The organism is Parasediminibacterium schistidii (genome assembly GCF_046546515.1).
GTDB lineage: Bacteria > Bacteroidota > Bacteroidia > Chitinophagales > Chitinophagaceae > Parasediminibacterium.
Window position 1 is genome coordinate 35,262 of record NZ_JBKHKJ010000032.1, and the last position, 19,471, is coordinate 54,732.

Annotated in this window: 15 protein-coding genes and 1 pseudogene; 6 read left to right on the forward strand and 10 right to left on the reverse strand. The window is 39.7% G+C overall.

All coding sequences use genetic code 11. The features are described from left to right. Window positions 1-132: 132 nt before the first annotated feature. The 4 genes from ACHFIY_RS16220 (at window position 133) to ACHFIY_RS16235 (ending at window position 6,325) form a co-directional block, all read left to right on the forward strand. Window positions 133-519, forward strand: a complete 387-nt coding sequence (locus tag ACHFIY_RS16220) for a hypothetical protein (RefSeq protein WP_410847164.1) — start codon at window positions 133-135, stop codon at window positions 517-519. Between the two features lie 87 nt (window positions 520-606). Next, the gene (locus tag ACHFIY_RS16225; protein ID WP_410847165.1) at window positions 607-1,899 is read left to right on the forward strand and encodes a TolC family protein; all 1,293 of its coding nucleotides are present in this window, start codon (window positions 607-609) and stop codon (window positions 1,897-1,899) included. Window positions 1,900-1,961: 62 nt separating this feature from the next. Further along, complete coding sequence (locus ACHFIY_RS16230) at window positions 1,962-3,062, forward strand: efflux RND transporter periplasmic adaptor subunit (protein WP_410847166.1); 1,101 nt, start codon at window positions 1,962-1,964, stop codon at window positions 3,060-3,062. A 122-nt stretch (window positions 3,063-3,184) separates the two neighbouring features. Next, on the forward strand, window positions 3,185-6,325 hold the full coding sequence (locus tag ACHFIY_RS16235) for an efflux RND transporter permease subunit (RefSeq protein ID WP_410847167.1): 3,141 nt from the start codon (window positions 3,185-3,187) through the stop codon (window positions 6,323-6,325). Window positions 6,326-6,414: 89 nt separating this feature from the next. On the opposite strand, the pseudogene ACHFIY_RS16240 reads toward ACHFIY_RS16235, so the two are convergent. The 3 genes and pseudogenes from ACHFIY_RS16240 to ACHFIY_RS16250 all read right to left on the reverse strand — a co-directional run bounded on the left by ACHFIY_RS16240 (window position 6,415) and on the right by ACHFIY_RS16250 (window position 7,939). After that, window positions 6,415-6,814: pseudogene (locus tag ACHFIY_RS16240) on the reverse strand (fibronectin type III-like domain-contianing protein). Then, the gene (locus ACHFIY_RS16245) at window positions 6,783-6,998 is read right to left on the reverse strand and encodes a hypothetical protein (protein ID WP_410847168.1); all 216 of its coding nucleotides are present in this window, start codon (window positions 6,996-6,998) and stop codon (window positions 6,783-6,785) included. The pseudogene ACHFIY_RS16240 and the gene ACHFIY_RS16245 overlap by 32 nt, the downstream one beginning before the upstream one ends. 62 nt (window positions 6,999-7,060) lie before the next feature. Beyond that, a complete protein-coding gene (locus ACHFIY_RS16250; protein WP_410847169.1) occupies window positions 7,061-7,939 on the reverse strand; it encodes a phytanoyl-CoA dioxygenase family protein in 879 nt (292 codons plus the stop codon). A gap of 238 nt (window positions 7,940-8,177) precedes the next feature. Between ACHFIY_RS16250 and ACHFIY_RS16255 the strand changes: the two genes are divergently transcribed. Continuing rightward, window positions 8,178-8,636 carry a cupin domain-containing protein gene (locus tag ACHFIY_RS16255; RefSeq protein ID WP_410847170.1) on the forward strand — a complete coding sequence of 153 codons (459 nt, stop codon included), beginning with the start codon at window positions 8,178-8,180 and terminating at the stop codon, window positions 8,634-8,636. Window positions 8,637-9,569: 933 nt separating this feature from the next. Here the strand turns inward: ACHFIY_RS16255 and ACHFIY_RS16260 are convergent. Then, complete coding sequence (locus ACHFIY_RS16260; RefSeq protein WP_410847171.1) at window positions 9,570-11,159, reverse strand: right-handed parallel beta-helix repeat-containing protein; 1,590 nt, start codon at window positions 11,157-11,159, stop codon at window positions 9,570-9,572. Between the two features lie 738 nt (window positions 11,160-11,897). Between ACHFIY_RS16260 and ACHFIY_RS16265 the strand changes: the two genes are divergently transcribed. After that, the gene (locus tag ACHFIY_RS16265; protein ID WP_410847172.1) at window positions 11,898-12,752 is read left to right on the forward strand and encodes an AraC family transcriptional regulator; all 855 of its coding nucleotides are present in this window, start codon (window positions 11,898-11,900) and stop codon (window positions 12,750-12,752) included. On the opposite strand, the gene ACHFIY_RS16270 is transcribed toward ACHFIY_RS16265, so the two are convergent. The 6 genes from ACHFIY_RS16270 to ACHFIY_RS16295 form a co-directional block, all read right to left on the reverse strand. Beyond that, window positions 12,749-13,180, reverse strand: a complete 432-nt coding sequence (locus tag ACHFIY_RS16270) for a nuclear transport factor 2 family protein (RefSeq protein WP_410847173.1) — start codon at window positions 13,178-13,180, stop codon at window positions 12,749-12,751. The two genes, ACHFIY_RS16265 and ACHFIY_RS16270, sit on opposite strands and share 4 nt — an antisense overlap. Window positions 13,181-13,194: 14 nt before the next feature. Further along, window positions 13,195-13,635, reverse strand: coding sequence for a DUF6640 family protein (locus ACHFIY_RS16275; protein WP_410847174.1), 441 nt, complete (start codon window positions 13,633-13,635; stop codon window positions 13,195-13,197). 129 nt (window positions 13,636-13,764) lie between these two features. Continuing rightward, on the reverse strand, window positions 13,765-15,210 hold the full coding sequence (locus tag ACHFIY_RS16280) for a glycoside hydrolase family 30 protein (RefSeq protein WP_410847175.1): 1,446 nt from the start codon (window positions 15,208-15,210) through the stop codon (window positions 13,765-13,767). Window positions 15,211-15,273: 63 nt separating this feature from the next. Further along, window positions 15,274-16,062, reverse strand: coding sequence for a carboxylesterase family protein (locus ACHFIY_RS16285; protein ID WP_410847176.1), 789 nt, complete (start codon window positions 16,060-16,062; stop codon window positions 15,274-15,276). A gap of 133 nt (window positions 16,063-16,195) precedes the next feature. After that, window positions 16,196-17,035, reverse strand: coding sequence for an SMP-30/gluconolactonase/LRE family protein (locus ACHFIY_RS16290; RefSeq protein WP_410847177.1), 840 nt, complete (start codon window positions 17,033-17,035; stop codon window positions 16,196-16,198). Between the two features lie 140 nt (window positions 17,036-17,175). Next, complete coding sequence (locus tag ACHFIY_RS16295) at window positions 17,176-19,380, reverse strand: beta-glucosidase (RefSeq protein WP_410847178.1); 2,205 nt, start codon at window positions 19,378-19,380, stop codon at window positions 17,176-17,178. Between the last annotated feature and the right edge of the window lie 91 nt (window positions 19,381-19,471).

The window sequence follows — 19,471 nt, forward strand, 5'->3', positions numbered from 1 at the left end:
TACTGATGTTTTTTTGTAATTTAGGCATATTCCAGCGGCTTCTTTTATTTCGCTTTCAAGTTAAATAAGTTATAAAATAAATAGTTTCATTGTTGCCATGCTGTATATCGGTGTATTTTGCAACCGAATTACATGAATCTTGCGTTAAAAAATATTACCTCGAAGGTTTTAATGATATTGCTTTCGTTCCTTATCATTAATCAAAGCATTGACGAAATAGACTTTCAGCCATTGCTTACTATTGCTAGTATTGGCAACTTCAACGACTTGAACTCTGCTATCGAATATGTTTCTGAAATAATACTTGGGCATAAAGATGTTTTTCCAGAGTTCCAGCAAAATGGCAGGCACAAACAAACAGCAGCGCACAAACATACCAACCCAAAAATAATCCAACCTGTGGCTGTAACCCTGCCCAGCAAGGAATTTGTGGCTAACATTAGTTTTGCATATCCACTAGACGAAAAATACAGTTTCCTTTTTTCTAAAGAAATCACACAACCACCTTCCTTGGCATAACTATGCCCCTCTGCTACTAATATCTATTGATTTTTTCAAGCCTATTAATGGGCTTCACTATTTTTTCAATTAATTCTATCCCATTTTATGTTTTACAAGAATGCACTGCAAAAGCAGGCAAAATGGCTATTGCCATTATTGATGCCTATTGCTTTTTGCCACCCCGTCGCAGCCCAACAAAAGCAGGACACGCTTACGCTAAACCTGCAACAAGCTGAAAAGGTTTTTATTGACAGTAATTTCCTATTGCTGGCACAGCATTACAATGTAGATGCCCAAAAAGCCCTAGTAGAACAAGCAAAAGTGTGGCAAAACCCAACGCTGAACACTGATTTTATGGTGGGGGCAGATGGCAAATATTTCCAGTACCACAAAAACCCGGATGGCAGCTACAATGGGCAGTACTATATTCAAGTACAGCAATTGATTCTAACGGCTAAAAAAAGAGGAAAACTTATTGACCTTGCCAACACCAACGCAAGGCTGAGCGAACTACAATTACAGGATGTATTGCGCAACCTTCGCTACCAACTGCACCAGGATTATTACAATATCCAGCAGCAACTAGCCTTGCTAGGTATTTATAATGGGCAAGCTGTTCAATTATCAAAACTAGTGGCAGGCATGAAAGCACAGCTAGACGCAGGCAATATTGCCCGTAAAGATTACGTGCGAGTGCAGGCTTTGTCTATTGGCTTGCAGCAAGACATGGTGGAACTACAAAAATCTTTGGCAGACAATCAGGCAGACCTAAAAACATTATTACAAATAAAAGATGCTAATCAATTTGTAAAACCTGCTGAAAGCCTAAGTGGAGACGTGGCAATGCCCGACAACCTAGAAAGTCTGATAAACACAGCTTTGCAAACCAATCCATCTTACCTATTGCAGCAATCGCAAACAAAGTACCAGCAGCAAAACCTAGTTTACCAAAAAGCATTGAAAACACCTGATATTACACTAGGGCCAAACTTTGACCGCAATTCTAACTTTGCACCTAACTATGTAGGGCTTGGCGTATCACTGCCATTGCCTGTGTTCAATAAAAACAAAGGAAATATCAAATCTGCCGAGGCCAATATAAAACAACAACAAGCCATCACGCAAAATGCCGAGACAGAGCTTAGGAATAATATAAACAACGCCTACAAAAAGCTTGCATTAAGCATTGAGCTAAACAATAGCACCCAAAAAGATTTTTATAGCAGCTATACGGCTATTTACAATAACATGATAGATAGCTATAAGCAAAGGCAAATAAACCTGTTGGAATTCCTTGATTTTTTTAATGATTATACAGACAGCCAAAAGAAATTATTGGGCCAGCAATTGAACCTGCAATTGGCAAAGGAGGAATTGCAATATCATGTGAACCGTTAAACCCCCATCCCCTAAAGGGGAGCAACGGGAATTATCAATTGTAAATTATCAATTATAGTATTATGAAACAAACAACATTTATAGCATCTGCCCTTTTGTTCATGGCCATAACATCGTGCCACGAAAAGCAACCTGTGAAGGAAGAAGCAAAGAAATTTTCCATTAGCGACAGCATGGCGAAAATGATAGCCATAGACAGTGTGCAAAACTGCTTTATAAGCGATGCCATTACACTTAGTGGGGAGATAAACTTTAATGACAACAGCGTAAACAAAGTTTTCCCTCGTGGTAGCGGGCAAGTGATAGAGAGCAAAGTATCGCTGGGCGACAAAGTAACCGAAGGGCAAGTTTTGGCCGTGATAAAAAGTGCTGACATTGCTGGCAACTATGCCGACTTGTCAAGCGCCAATGCTGACATTGCCATTGCCCAAAGGCAACTGGACAATACGCAAAGCCTTTATAAAAATGGCATAGCCAGCGAAAGGGAATTACTGGAAGCAAAACAAAACTATGAAAAAGCAAAAGCAGCCAAGAACAAAATTGAAAGTGTGCTAAGCATCAATGGCGGTAAAAACACCAATGCAGGCGGCACTTATGTATTAACGGCCCCAACAAGTGGCTATGTTGTAGAGAAAAAAGTAAATGCTGGCAACTATATCCGCCCCGACATGGGCGATTACCTGTTTACCATTTCTGACCTAAAAGATGTGTGGGTAAATGCAAACGTGTTTGAAGCAGACATACCCAAAATAAAGGAAGGCTACGAAGTAGAAGTAACTACCCTTGCCTACCCTGACAAAGTATTTAAAGGCAAAATAGATAAAGTAAGCGAAGTGCTAGACCCTACCAACAAAGCCATGAAAGTAAGGGTAAAGCTAGACAATGCTGCCGGGCTATTGAAACCAGAAATGTTTGCCAAGGTAACCGTATCGAACGAGCAGCAAGTAAAAGCCCTTTGCTTGCCCACCAAGGCATTGATAAACCAAGACGGCAAAAGCTTTGTGGTGATTTACAGGACAAAAGACGACATGAGAATTGCAGAGGTAAATATCTTAAAAACCGTTGGTGATAAAACATACATCAACAGCGGTGCAACAGAAGGCGACAAACTGATTGTTACCAACCAGTTATTGGTGTTCCAACAATTATTAGATACACCGTAAGAGTTATGAATTATGAGTTATGAATTATGAGTTAAGCCTATAATGTTTTAAAGTCTTATAGGTTTATAGTCTAACCCATGTCATGCAAATTATTTTAATTATATAATCATTAGTAATTTACTATGAATAAGTTTATAAAAAGCATTATACACTTTTCGCTTCGGCACCGTGCGTTTGTTTTCTTTTTGACTGCGGTGCTTGGGGTGATTGGTTTTATTAGCTATAAAAATACACCGATAGAAACATTCCCTGACGTAACCAATACACAGGTAATCATCATTACACAATGGCCTGGCCGAAGTGCGGAAGAGGTAGAAAAATTTATTACCATTCCGCTAGAAACAGCCCTTACCTCGGTACAAAAGAAAAGCAACCTGCGTACTACATCTTCCTTTGGGCTAAGCTATGTGCGTATTATTTTTGACGATGACGTGGACGATGCCTTCGCCCGGCAGCAAGTAGGCAGCCGCTTGGGCAATGTAGATTTGCCAGATGGCATCAAGCCCGAAGTAGAGCCTCCTTATGGTCCTACAGGCGAAATATTCCGCTATACGCTAAAAAGCAAAACCAAAAGTGTAAGGGAGCTATCCACCATACAAGACTGGGTGCTAGACAAGGAATTTAAGCGTGTACCTGGTGTAGCCGATGTAAACAGCTTTGGTGGTGAGGAAAAAAGCTTTGAAATAAGCGTGAACCCCAACTACCTTACCAAGTTTGGGCTTACCTCATTGGATGTTTACAATGCCATTTCTAAAAGCAATATCAATGTAGGCGGGGACGTGATAGAACGCAATGGGCAGGCTTATGTGGTGCGTGGCATTGGCTTACTGAACGATATTGGCGAAATCAACAACATCATTGTTACCAAGATAAACGGCGTACCCATCCTTGTAAAGAACTTGGCAGAAGTAATAGAAACAGGCAAGCCACGCCTTGGCCAAGTATCTAAAGACACAACCGAGGATGTACTAGAAGGCATAGTAGTAATGCGGAAAGGCGAAAACCCAAGCGAAGTGCTAGAGCGGATACACGCCAAAGTGAAGGAGATAAACGAAGACATCCTGCCCAAAGATGTAAAGCTGGAAACCTTTTACGACCGTACCACCTTAATGGATTTTGCAACGCATACCGTAATCCATAACCTGATAGAAGGCATTGTATTGGTTACCTGCATCGTATTGCTATTCATGGCCGATTGGCGCACAACGATTACTGTTAGTATTATCATACCATTGGCATTGTTGTTTGCCTTTTTCTGCATGAGGATAAAAGGGATGACTGCAAACTTGCTAAGCATGGGGGCCATTGACTTCGGTATCATTATAGATGGTGCAGTTGTGATGGTGGAAGGGCTTTTTGTGGCCCTAGACCACAAAGCCAAGGAAGTAGGCATGGAAAAGTTTAATAAACTAGCCAAACTCAGCTTATTTAAAAACGTGGGTGCCGAAATGGGCAAAGCCATCTTCTTCTCCAAGGTGATTATCATTACCTGCTTGATACCCATTTTTGCTTTCCAGAAAGTGGAAGGCAAGATGTTCTCGCCCTTGGCTTATACTTTGAGTTTTGCCTTATTAGGTGCGTTATTGTTTACCCTTACGTTTGTACCTGCTTTGTCTAGTATATTGCTACGTAAAAATGTGAGGGAGAAACATAACCCAATTGTTTCATTTTTTGAGAACGGCATCCGCTTTCTATTTGTGAAAGCCAATAGCAGGCCCAGGCTAAGCGTATTGATTGCGGTAGTTGTAATGATTCTTTCTTTCTTTTCAGCTAAGTTTTTGGGAAGCGAATTTTTGCCAGAGCTTGACGAAGGCGCATTATGGGTAAAATCGCAATTGCCCATGAGTGCATCGCTTACACAATCACGCATTGTATCGGATAAAATGACACAGATATTGAGGCAATTCCCAGAGGTAAAACATACGCTGGCGCAAATAGGCCGTACCAACGATGGCACCGACCCCAAAGGTTTTTTCAACGTGGAGATAGCCGTTGATTTGAAAACCAAGGACGAATGGCCCAAAGGCGTTACTACCGATAATTTGGTGGATAGCATGGACAAGCAATTGAGCAAGATACCGGGCTTGCTGCTAAACTATTCGCAACCGATACGGGACAATGTGGAAGAAGCCGTTGCGGGTGTGCCAGCATCGCTGGCAGTAAAGATTTTTGGCAAAGACTTCAACACGCTGGACAGCCTTGCAAACAAAGTGCAAAGTGTATTGGGCAAGATAAATGGAATTGAAGATTTGGGCGTACTTAGGAACCTTGGCCAGCCAGAATTCAGGATAGAACTGAACCAGGAAAAAATGGCACTGTATGGCGTAAGCGTTTCAGATGCACAAGCAGTTATAGAAATGGCCATAGGCGGTAAGGCAGCTTCGCAATTGTATGATGGAGAAAGGAAGTTCGATATAAGGATACGCTACCGTAAAGATTTCAGGGACACAGAGGAAAAGATAGAGCAACTGATGATCCCTACGCAGGACAGCAGCAAGATACCGTTGAAGGAAATTGCTGACATACGCACCCTTACAGGGCCTGCATTTGTATATCGGGATAATAACTACCGCTATATCCCCGTTAAGTTTTCTGTTCGTGGCAGGGACTTGGGCGGGGCTATTGCCGAGGCACAAGCAAAAGTTGATTCCGCAGTGCAACTGCCACACGGCTACAAAATGAGCTGGAACGGCGAATTTGAAAACCAACAACGTGCCATGGGCACATTGGCAAATGTGGTACCCATCTGTTTATTAGCCATTTTCCTTATCCTTTTCATCACTTTTGGCAATGTAAAAGATGCACTGCTTACCATTTTAAACGTGCCATTTGCATTAATTGGTGGCATACTTGCTTTGCATATTACTGGGCTAAATTTCAGCATTAGTGCGGGTATTGGCTTTATTGCACTCTTTGGGGTATGTATCCAGAATGGGGTGATATTAATAAGCGTGTTCCGCAAAAACCTAAGTGGCAAAATGCCCCTTGACGTAGCCATACTAGAAGGTGTAATATCAAGGGTAAGGCCTGTGGTAATGACCGCTTTAATGGCGGCTATCGGTTTGCTGCCAGCAGCTATTTCTACAGGTATTGGCAGTGAAACGCAAAAGCCTTTGGCAATCGTAGTAATTGGAGGCTTGATTACCTCCACCTTCCTTACATTGCTGATACTGCCTATTATTTATACGCTGGTATATAATTTTATGCACAAAAGCGACAATAGGCCACTTTTGAAGAAAACGGGGCTGGTGAGTAGGAAGTAGTTTTAAGTTTTAGGTTATTGTAAAAAGGCTTCAAAAGATTAAAACCTTTTGAAGCCTTTTTTATTAAATCAAAACGTAAAACGTACAACTTAAAACGTGGAACTTATAACGTGCAACCTTATGGTTTTCAAATCTCTCGTGTTGTCCCCTACTTTCAATTCCACTGTGCCTGCTTCTACCACTCTTTTCAGGTCTTGGTTAAAGAAGGAAAGCTTGGTGCTGTCAATAATAAACGCCACCGTTTTTTTTTCCCGGGCTGCATGTAACCCGCTTGAAATCTTTTAACGAAAGTACTGGCCTTACCACACTCGTGAAATCTTGCCTTACATACAACTGCACCACTTCGGTGCCCGCTACCTTGCCCGTGTTTTTTATGGATGCAGTAAGTGTGGTGGCTTCTTTTGCTGTTATGGTTGGTTTGGATAATTGCAGGTTCGAATACTCAAAACTGGTATAACTAAGCCCATCCCACAGTAAAACTCTTGCCATCGCCAAGCTCCATCTCAGCAGAGGGAGTATAGAACTGTGCTATTTTTTCCTCTAGTGTCATTTGCTTCAACAGCAAACGCACCCTTTCGTCCACGGGTAAATTGGGGTTTTTGTAATCATTATCTTTCAATGTAAAAGCCATCACTACAAAAGCGGCAGCAACAATCGTTAATACTTTCTTCATATAATTGCATGTAAGTTTTCAATATGGCAAAGGGATAAAATAGACACTAAGGCTCAGAGTGGCTAAGCTTCCTCTGGTGAAAAAATCAATGGGAAAAATTGCCCTTCCATTTTGTTGCCTGCTTTTATTGTCGGCACACCTTTTAACAAAACCTCATCTGTGTTAGATTCTGTGCCATCACTGAATACATTCAGCACAAAAGCCCTGCGGGAACGTGGTGATTTATTTTCGTAAGACCCATGCACCATCAATGGGTGGTGGAAGGTGGCGTGTCCTTTTTTTAGTTCTATTGGTACTGGCTTAAACTCGGATTTTTGTTCATCGGTCAGGTACTGCATCAGGCCCTCCATGTCCCCAGCCAAATCGGGCTTGTCCAGCAAGCCCCAGTTTTGGCTTCTAGGCACATAGTAAAGGCAACCATTTTCGGTAGTGGCATCATCCAAACCCACCCAACAAGTAAGGTGTTGTATAGGTCCTGTCCTTGTCCAATAACTATAATCTGGGTGCCAAGCCACCACTCCGCCATGTTTTGCAGGCTTGCAAAACAATTGGTCATGCCAAAATCTTACCGCTTTGTTGCCCAATATTTGGCTTGCCGCCATCACAAATGCAGGGTTCCAGATAACATCATGAAAACTATTGGTTAAGCGCCAAGCACCCAAAGCATGGAACAAAACCGAATTGGGGTCTGATGATTCATTGCTATGAAATTCATGGAATAAATGATTAGCCGGATGAGAGGGGTCTACAATTTCTGCCAGTTCATTGTTCAGCTTATCTACCTGCCATTCCTCCAGCAGTTTAATGTTGCTGAGATAGCCGTATTCATTAAAAAATTCCAGTTGCTCGTTGCTTAGTTTGTACTGTTCCCATTCAGATGGCTTGGTAGGCCATTGGAACAAATTGGAAATGAGTTGATGTTGTGTTGACAAGTCCTTCATAATGCGCAATTTTATTTTATATTAGGGTTGCCAACCTTTTGAAGGTTTGCAACACTTAGCCAGATGATGCCTTAGTAGCTAAATCATTTTATTGAGGTACAAATTTCGTAGGCTGCAACCGCCTATTAGGCATTTTGCTTATCTAAAAAAGAAACTATCTTATTGCTTTTTCTTTAAAATATTAACATTGCACTAATAAAAGTACTTTTATAGGGTTACTTACCATAATACATTTGCCATGCCTACCCATCCGATAGTTGAGAAAATGCTACTGAACAACAACAGTTCTTTTGTAGCAAAAACATTCACTACCCCTGAATATGAACTGGGCTGGCACCACCATCCTGAATATGAACTGGTATTGATTACCAATTGCGAAGGCCTGGCTTTTATAGGCAACTATATAGGCGAATATGAAACGGGGGATATTTATTTTATTGGGTCCAACCTGCCGCACACATTCCCTAAAAAACAACCTGGGCAAATTGCAAGTTCCATTGTGGTGCAATTCAAGGAAGATTTTTGGGGCAGTGGTTTTCTGGGATTGCCTGAATGCAAAAAACTAAATGATTTTTTGAAGAAGTCCAGTTTTGGCATGAAAATTTTGGGAGAGGGCAAAGAAAAGCTAGCGCAACTTATAAAGGCATTGGAAAATGCAGAAGGACTGCAAAGGATTATTTTGAATTTGGGTTGGTGAGGGGATTAGGAAATATCCATTAGCTATTTAGGCAGGATGAAATGGGTTAAGATCCTCTAAATTTTTTGATGTACGCATTGTATTGCTCGCGGTCGTCGAGCCAGTAGGCAAAATAAGCGTAATCGTCCTACGTGTCGGTTTGTTGCATGTGTTTTTATTGAACTATTATATGGTTTGGTTGCATTTAGTTTGATTTTTTGGCATTTTGAGCAATAAGTTTTATTTAAATACTTGATTTACAACACTATTGACTTTTTTTAACCCTAGTTTTATGCTAGCTGAATGCTAGCTAATTGAGGGTGCAACGCTAGTTTATTGAGTGTTTATTGATGGTATTTTTGGTAGTAAAAGGGATAAAAAAATATTTTTGCCATCTTGGGTTTAAATAGTTGTTGATAATCAATGTTTTATATAAAAATGGAAGCCATTTAATGGTGATTGAATAGTGATTGATTGGTGACCAATGGTGATTGAATGTGTATCAATGGTGAGTGACTGGTGATTGATAGTGATTTGCTATGTATTAATGTTTGGTGCATGTGTTATTTATGTTTTTTTATTATGTTATATTTTGAGTTGAATTACAATACAAAATTACGGATTTGTTTTTTGTTGGCAAAATGGAAATTTTGGTATATAAAATTGGCAGATTTTTTACGGATGCAATGTTTGGGGCAAGAAAGATGGATACGAGGGAGGGTTTGATATATACAACAATACACTTATTAAAGATTGTGTTTGTATTTCAACAATAAGTAACAGCACAGGCTAGAGGCCTGCGCTAGTGGGTAAAATCGGTCGAGGAAGTACTTCAAGGGTTTAGCTACAAGTAAAATAATACAAATGCCCCATCTTAAATCTAGATGGGGCATTCTTGCTCAATTGTTATTAAATGGGTACTTTCTTGGCAATATTTTAAAGGTCGGACATTATTCAATGGTACTCAAAAGCACCTAAATCTGTTTTGCCATCACTTTTATACCAGTTAGTATAATCAAAATAAGTATAGTAAGGCGTGGCACTATAACCTGTATCCCTTGCAGGGCTGGTACTTTGTAACGTAAGGTTGGTAAGTGGCACGGGTGGCGTACCACTAGCAGGCTTTGCAGGCAAAGTGGTTGGTGGTGGAGCCCCACTAAAAATTGGATTGGCCACAATATTATGAGTAGCAGAGGGAGTTGAAGAACCGAAAATATTATAGCTATTAGGTACATATGCCGCTATTGCTGTAGTTCCACCATAATATGTGGTGCTAAAAGGGTAGAAAAGGTTAAAATCAAATTTTATAATTTCACTGCTATTATGTTGTTGAACGTTTGTTCGGTAAGGTCTTCCATCATTTCTTGCATAAAAAATATTGTTGGTTATAAAGATATTTTTACAATAATTGGTCATGCTCAATTCTGGATAATTTACCTGTGGCACCAAACCATTGTTGCAGGTGGTGTTGTTTACAACATAAACGTTTTGCCCCCCGGTAATATTAATACCTGCACCGCCATTGTTAAAGCTAATATTGTTTTCAATTCTAATGTTTCCCAAATAATCGCCATTTGCATTTCCAGATGCTTGTAACGATACGTCCGAAATAATCCCATTGCCATCGGTTAATGCACCCGAAGTATAACAATTTGTTAGCACCCTATTGCCATAGCATACATTGTTGCTAATTAATACAGGTTTGGTATTAGATGCATGGTTATCAAAATTGTAAGCATATATAGTGCTAATGCCACTGGTACCATAAATGCTATATTCTGCACAGTTTACTACGGTATTATTTGCAATCGTAATGTAATCAAAATTTTTAGCACCAATACCAACGCCCGGCATATCGTGTACATAACAGTTTTTGACATTGATATGATGACAGTAATTTTCAGCAGCAAAGCCATTGGTTTGGTAAGCAACATCGCTTGCCGAAAATACAAAACCAGATAAACTGTTGCCGTGGGCAGTATAATAATTTCGTGCTCTTAGGGCAACATCATCTGCACCTGCTTGTGTAAGTGTCGGCGAACCATACAAACCAGTTTTTACATCAGTAATTTCTAGCCCGTCAATATCAATATAGCTTGCACCACTTAAACCAACTACGTTCCAATTATTGGTAGATCCCACCAATATTGGTTTTGTACCAGCAGGGTAGCCCTTAAATGTTATTGGGCTACCAGACGTACCAGAATTGTTGATGGTGTTACCTCCCGCATCAACATAACTGGTAGTTAATATTACACCCCCAGTGCCTTTATAAACACCATGGGTTGACATGACATTTATTATATCACCTGGTCTTGCCAATTGGGCACCTACTTCTCTAAGGGGTTTTGGGCTGGTTTCCGATAACCCTGTATTGCCTGTAACCCCATCAGGTGCTACAAACCATGTGGTAGGGGTACTTAAAGTTACATTCATCCGGCCGCGAGCTGTTGTGGCAGGAGCATTTGTATCTATTTTATTACAATTGGCCAATGCAATGCAAAAAGCCAAGCCAAGAAATGTTTTTGAAATAATTTTTATCATAAATTTTTATTTAATAATGAATGTAGAACAAAGCGTTTCTTATGGGTTTGTGTGTAACAAATAAATGCGCATACGGCGGGGCGGCAAGGCCCCATAAATGGCGAGTGTGGATAAATGGCATGCGTCAATGTTTTAACTAGAAGTTATATAGGACTGATGTCAATATAGACGAAGAAATATTTTTTTCAAGTTATCTACAGGTGTCTTAAACACATAAAGGAGGGGAGCAAAAAATACCCCTTACACTTGCACTGTTTATCCCATTCTGTAATAGAACACACCTTGCAAATTCACCTTTTAAAACCTTTTTAATTATAACCTAGAACTTTGCTCATTAACATTCTTGTTTCAAACAAAAAATGCTGCAGATTGCAGATATTGGACTAACGCAAGACAACCAACTAATAGACGATAATTTTATTCCTCAGTACCATCAGTTTCTTTAAAATACGTAAAATATTACGCAAAATCAAAACTTATATTAATAAAAAAAGGTTCAAACCCCTCTTTGGATGGCTAGCGAAGGTCTGGTGGCCCAACAAATGCATGGCCTCTGACCTGTGCTTAATTGCTACTTAACTAGTTGGGGAATAGTGACGGATGAATAGAAGCAAGTAACAGGTATTTAAAAAATGCGGCAATACACTTATTTTTGGATGTGTGGGCGTAATGGGGTTGAGTATATTTATGATTTGTATGCAAACACACTATGACACAACCTAAAAATCGTAGAAGAAAATGAGAAATATTTCGACAGAATCTGCAGACGGTAAAATTTTTAAATCCTCCTTTAGTAAGGGCGTAGAGTTGCACAGTTGGAGTATTAGAAATCCAAAAGGATATAAAAAATTAAAAATTAAAGCACCACATTTTCACAACGAATTCCAGATTGGTTATTTGAAAAAAGGATTGATTGAAAATAACTACAGAAATAGAAACATCATCCTTCCGCCAAACGAACTCTATATAATAGAACCGCAAGAAATACATTCAGAGTACCTTGTACACGAAAAAGAAGTTTGCTTTGATTTCATTTTTATACCCATCTACTTAATTGAGGAAGGAAACATAGAGTTATTAGATAAATCTAAACAAAGCTTTGAAGATTTGGTTCTTGACAACAAAGCTTTAAATTTTCAGCTTATTAATAAATTACAAGCAATTTTCAATTCCTACAAAGGTTTATCTACACAGTTAGAGAGAGAACTAAGTTTAATTGACTTTGTAACAGTGCTTATAGACATCAAAGCAAATCAGAAGGAGAAAGATTTAAAAAATAACAGCAAAAAAATTATTGATAATCTTAAAGAGTATATGAATGAAAATATTTTTACAGCCATCTCACTGGACCAACTATCCAAAGAAATGGCTGTAAGTAAATTTCATCTTGGCAGGCTATTCTTATCAGAAACCAATATGACTATACATAAATATTTAATGAACCTAAAAATCTGCAAAGCAAAAGAGCTATTGAATAAAAATCATAGTATTGGCGATGTTGCATCAAAACTTCTCTTCACAGATAAATCACATTTCATTAAATGCTTCAAAAGACTAACATCGCAAAGACCTGGTGATTTTTGCAATTATTAATTTCCTAAAAACGCATCAACACCTGCTTGATTAGCTTGAAAGTGTTCAATATTGATTTTTTTTCCATTTTTAAATTCAAACAAAATAGTTTCTTCCCATTCGTAAGAACGTCCACGCAAATCTGCAAAGTTTTTAATAAAAAGCACAACCTGGTCTTTGTCGTTAACTAACCAGTGCATTTCGCTAATTCCGTAGCTTCCTTGTGTCAGCTCCATTAACTTGCCTAAGTAACCCATTACTTGTTCAGGTCCTTTGTAGAGCCCAGATAAAATATTATTACCGGGTACCGTATATGTTACTTCGGGGTCAAAAACAGTAATGCCATTTGCAAAATCACCTTTTGCCATTGCGGCTTGGTAGTTTCTAATAGCTTTTACGTTTGGATGCTCTAACGCACCAGTTTCAATTGTAGGTTTTTGATTTGCCATTTTAATTTATTTTATTAATTATTAAGTGATGAAAATTTATCTATTCGTTTAGTTTCTAAAAAATAACCAAGAGTAATAAGTGGAAGAATAAAGAAAATACACATTATCAGTTGATTGGTTTGAACCCCAAAAACTACAGGCATTTCCAGGCCACCTTTATCGTTGAAAGCTGTACCCGGAAAAAGTATGGCAGGCATTTGAGCAAGCCAGTACAAAGAAGCAAATAAAGTACCTTGATTTACTTGTTCTTTTTCATTTATAGTTTTTCTTAGCCATAAAGACCACAAAGAAAGTACTCCAAGTAAAGCACCAAATACAATAGTCTGTGCATTATGAAATTTAGTATGTGGTAACCAATTTGGATTATAAATATGAGTTTCATTCCAATCGGCTAAATATGGGGACACTGCTGTAAAAACAGCAATAAAAGAAATTAAAAATTTTCCTGTCTTCATATGAAATTATATTTTGACAAAAATATAGAACAACAATACTAGGTTTCCGTTCGTGGTAAAAAAATGCTATTAACCGCTTTGCGCGGTTACAAGCGTCGTAAAGCTTAGACTACCCTTTTACCCCACTACTTATCGCCAAGTTAATGTAACCATCGACTCAGCGGGTACTTTATACGCAAGCGTTTTATGGCCCCAGTTAATTTTTGTTTCAGTTGCAGTTGCTTTTCTATTGGATAGCACAAGCACTATAGAGCCATCGGGGTTTTTAAATGCCACGGTTTCCATGTCGCCATCGTATTGGTTTGTTCCTATACGATAAGCTCCGGGGCTTACAAATTTGCTTACATGCCCCAACGTGTAATATTCGGCCCTATAAGCAATACTACCATCCGTTGGGTCAATTGTAACCATGCCATAGTTAGTAGGCGGGCCAAATACGGCAGGTCCGTGATTGGGATCCATCGCTATTTGGTACATGGTCATTGTTTGGCACCAGTTGCGTGGCACAGCAATCATGTTGTAGGAGAAATTGAGGAAAGAATTTCTATAGGTATTGTAGTCAAAATAAATAGGGTTGTGCCAGTTTGTAGTGGCACAGCCTTCTGTAAACCAAATTTCTTTATCAGGGTATGCGTTGTGTACTTTGGTCATCATGTCTGGCGAGCCAACATAGTGGTGCCACATAGAACCTGCCACGGCTTTGTACACACTTGTATCCTTGTAAACCGTATTCACATAATCCCAGCCATCGTTATCCCAATTATGATCAAAAACAAACAATTTCGATTTAATGTGGTGCTTGGCAAAAGCCGGTACAAAATAATCTTTTATCAACTGCGCTTCCACCTTAGCAGGTATGCCACAAGCCTGCCATTGCTGTTTAGATGCCAGCGGCTCGTTCTGTAAGGATATGCCATAAATGGGGATATTTTCTTTTGCATAAGCTTGAATAAACTTTACAAAATAGTTGGTAAACTGGTGATAGTATTTAGGTTGGATATCGCCATGGTTTAAAGGGTTTGAATCATTGGCAGAGGTTTTCATCCAGCCGGGTGGCGTCCAAGGGCAGCCAATAATTTTTAAGCTCGGGTTAATTTGTAATGCTTGTTTCAATACAGGCAAGATGTACTCCTTTTCCATGGCAATAGAAAAATGTTGAAGCAAGGTATCTGTTTCCCCTTTGGGCATGTCGTCATAAGTCCACCAGCCATTGTTAATCACTGCTGCATCGCCCGAACCCATTTGTTGCCTTACCCAATCCATGCCAATGCCCGCTTTTTTGCTAAACAATTGGTTCATCAATGTATCTTTTGAAGCCTTACTCAATTTCTTGCACATCAACCAAGACGACCCATCATTAGTGCAGGCGCCGCACCCAATCCATTTTTGAAATTGAATGTTGCTATTGACGGTGATGGTATAGCTGGTATCCTTGCTTTTAGGGGCATTGAAATATACATCCGCCTCTTTGGATAATTTCTTTTTTTCATCCGCCGTTGATACCCAAACATGAATGGGCGTGGATTTTTGTGCAACCAGTTGATGGCAGCAAGCAATCAACATAACAATTGCCATTATTTGCCTTAAATGAAGTTGTAGAGGGTGCATATTATTTGACGATTTTATTGCTGAACAAAGCTATTTGCCTTTTTCGATGGAGAATAACCACTCAAATAGCTTAGGGTCGGCCAAGGCTTTGTCCCAACTGTTGTGACCTGTGTTTGGGTACAATGTAAACTGTACGGGAATGTTCAATCGCTGCATGGTAGCCACTATATTTTTGTCAAATTCGGGGGTTACTGCATGGTCATTTGCCCCATGGAAAACCCACCATTTCACATGCTTGAATTTGGGTGCAAAGCTAGTATCAGCAGCGCCACAAATAGGGAAGGCAGCAGCAAACAACTTGGGTTTCCTGTGTACAATATCATAAGTGCCCATACCACCCAAGGATAGACCACCCACATACAACTGCTTTTTGTTTACTGGGTAGTCGTGCAGTATTCTTTTTACCAGTTTTTGCAACAGCAGCATGGCTTTAGTAGGTTTTTCATTGGGTGGCATTACCAGCACATATTTGCCCGCAGAATCTTTTATACGCCTGTCTTCCACCCAATTACTTTTTAGGGCACATTGTGGTATTAATACAAAAGCTGGGTAATTTTTACGGACACTGTCCTTTAAAAATGCCCTGCCGCAATTGGCCAATTGGGTACTGTTGTTGTTGCCCTTCTCACCACTGCCATGCATAAAAAGTATCAATGGGTATTTCTTTGCTGGGTCATAATTATAGGGTAATAACAAGCGGTAGGGCATGGTATCGCCTTTGCTGATGAACCACTTTTTTTCGTATAGATTCAAATCTTGTGCAGATAAAGTTTGGGCTAAAGCAAGCACCAGCAAAGCCAAAATTGTTTTCTTAAACATAGTTATTGAATTAATTTTTTAGTGAAACTGTTGGCTTTTAGCAAAAGGGATTGGAAATCCTACCTATCTATTTAGGCGGGATGAGCAATGCTAACATCCCGCCCATTCTACTTAAAAACCCTTGAACAATTATTTATTCCCAACTATATGCAATAACTGACTTATTCAAATTCGGCACTAGCAACAGTTTTTTACTTTTTTCATAAAATATGTCAGCAGCCATTATCTTATCTTTACCAAGGTTTAATACAAGTTCTTTGTTCCCGTCTTTTGACACATGAAAAATTTGCCCCTGCCATGCACCCGACACAAAATACCCATCCTCATTGTCGTTTGTAATGCCATCGCCATTATTGATGCCTGTACAGATTAAACTATATGCCTTTGTATCGTTCGCTACTTTGTAAACAGTACCATTGCCAAAATTTAACACCATTAAATTGTTTTTGATGCAGAGCAGCCCATTCGGCTTGTTTAGCAACGGATCACTAGACCAAACTTCCACCTTCTTTTTCGCTAGCTTATATACTTTGTTACCGAAAATATCCGATACAAACACTTCCTCAATTTCATTTATACATATATCATTCAAATACTTGGATGAATCAATTGTGTAAGCAGTATCAATCAATTGTTTGGCTATATCTATCACCACAATACGATGCAAATCGGCCACATACAATTTGCCCGAATACAGACCCAGCCCTGGGGGATTATCTAACCCTTCCATCCATTTCACTTGTATTATTTTGCCATCTAGCGATACTTCTGAGATAAAACCATTGCCGTCTTTTGCACCATAATTGCCATTGATGCTGCTTACAAATAAAACATTGCGGCTTGCATCATAAACAACGCTTTCGGGCTTTTTAAAAACACTATCCGTTTCCCATACTTTATGCAGTTGCTGGGCATTTGATGCAACAGCTATGAAAGAAAAAACGAGCCCTACGATTAATTTAATTCGTTTCATTTTTTCAAATTGTTGAATTGAGGTGATAATCCATGTTTTTAGTGAATGGGATTAAAAATCCCTTCTATCTGTTTAGGCGGGATGCGCTACCCTAATATCCTGCACAGCCTTCTTATAACTTACAACTTTCGACTTACCACTTACCACTTATCAAGCTCAACCGCTTTTTTAAGTTTAATATCATCAGATGCACCGCCTACCAATATTTCATAGGTTCCTGGCTCAATGTCCCAAGCATTTTTGGTTTCATTGAAATATTGGAAAGCTTCTTTGCCTAAAGTGATGGACACTTTTTTGGTTTCACCGGGCAATAAGGCAATTTTCTCAAAGCCCCTTAATTCTTTTTCAGCCCTTTTAATGTCTGTTTTTTGTGCATGGATATACAATTGTGCTACTTCCGAACCGGCTACCTTGCCTGTATTGCTAATGGCAAAACTGGCTATATACTTGCCACCTTCTTTGGTTACAGCAAGGTTGCTATACAGGAAATTGGTATAAGACAACCCGTGGCCAAATGCAAATTGCGGCTTTACATTATAGGTATCGAAATAGCGGTAGCCTACAAAAATATCATCCTTGTATACCACGTTTTTGCCATCGCCGGGGAACTCACCTAGTTTGTGTGCAGGGGCATCTGCCAAGGTTTTAGGAAAGGTAATAGGCAGTTTTCCAGAAGTGTTTACCTTTCCAAAAACAATATTGGCCAGTGCATTGCCCCCTTCCATGCCGGGATACCATGATTGGAGGATGGCTGGCACTTTGTCCACCCATTTAGTTATGTCTATTGTGCCGCCACCCATTAATACCACAATTGTTTTGGGGTTTGCTTTTAATACTGCTTGTATCAATTCATTTTGCCCATACAGCATGTCAATATCCAACTTGTCTTTTTCTTCAGAGTCGAAAGAAGGCACATGCCTAAAATTGGGGTAATCTACATTGTGTATCCAACCGCCTATAATAATGGCCACATCGCTCTTGGCTGCCAAAGCCGCTGCTTCGGCTATCAGTTCGGGATGAGGCACTGGCTTTTCCTCTACCCTGAAACCTTCGGCAAATTTGATGTTGGCTTTATTACCAGCAATGTTTTTAAGCCCTTGCAACGGTGTAACCTCATAAAAGGCTTTTACTTGCGAGCTGCCGCCACCCATTGCCTGCAGGCGTGTGGCATTAGTACCAATAACGGCAATGGTTTTTGTGGTAGAAGCATTTATTGGGAGCAATTTGTTTTCATTTTTCAAGAGAACAATACCCTCTTCTGCCACTTTCAAAGCGGTTTGTTGGTGGGCTTTTGTGTTGTATTCCCCTTTCTTACGTTTCCCGTCCAAAACATTTGTACGGTACATGATGCGCAAAATCCTTCTCACTTTATCGTCTATCACGCTTTCTTTTACTACCCCATTCCTAACGGCTGCAACTGCCGAATCGGCCATGTAGAAATTGTTGTAGGTTTTTCGTTTAGAAAACTCTGTGCCCATTTCAATATCGGTTCCGTTCTGGAGTGCTTCTTTAGTGTCGTGCACGCCGTTCCAATCGCTTACAAGCACCCCGTCAAAGCCCCACTCACCTTTTAAAATCTTGTTGATTGTATAGTCATTGTGTGCCGCATGTTGCCCCCTGAAAAGATTGTAGGCCCCCATCACTGCATTTACATGGCCTTCTTGCACGGCTGCCTTAAAGCCAGGCAAATAAATTTCCCGCAAAGCACGCTCGCTCATTTCCACGTTAATATATTCCCGCAATGTTTCCTGGTTGTTTGCCAAATAATGCTTTACGCAAGCCGAAATGCCTTGGCTCTGCACCCCTTTTATATAGCCCACTGCCATTTTGGAAACTAGGAATGGGTCTTCGGAGGCATATTCAAAGTTCCTACCGTTTAGTGGCGATCGAATTATATTAATACCTGGACCTAAAATCATATCCTTGCCCCTATAAGCGGCTTCACTGCCTAGTACTTTACCAAATTCAATACCCAACCTAGGGTTCCAAGTAGCAGCAAGGCAAATGCCAGTGGGCAAATAAGTGCCAGAATCGGCTATTTCTTTTTCTTTTACCCAATACCTGCCTAGCTCTGGCCTCACGCCATGTGGACCATCGGACATTACCAATTCGGGGATGCCCAACCGAGGCACCGCCCCTGTTGTGAAACCAGAAGCCGCATGTATCATGGTTACCTTTTCTTCAAGGGTCATTAAATGCAGCAACGAATCTATTTTGTGTTCAATGGCTGTATTTTTTTGACAAAAGCCTGTGCTATTGGCCAATAAAAAAAAAGAAAAGGCAAGTAGGTTCACCTTTTTAATTTGGGTGCTTTTTTGTAAAAAAGTAATCAAGATATAATTCATGCGAAAGTTTTTTTATATGATTGAATGTTTAACTTCCCGAAAGTTTTCAACCATACGTGTTCGAAACGTTAATAAGTTAAATAATAATTTG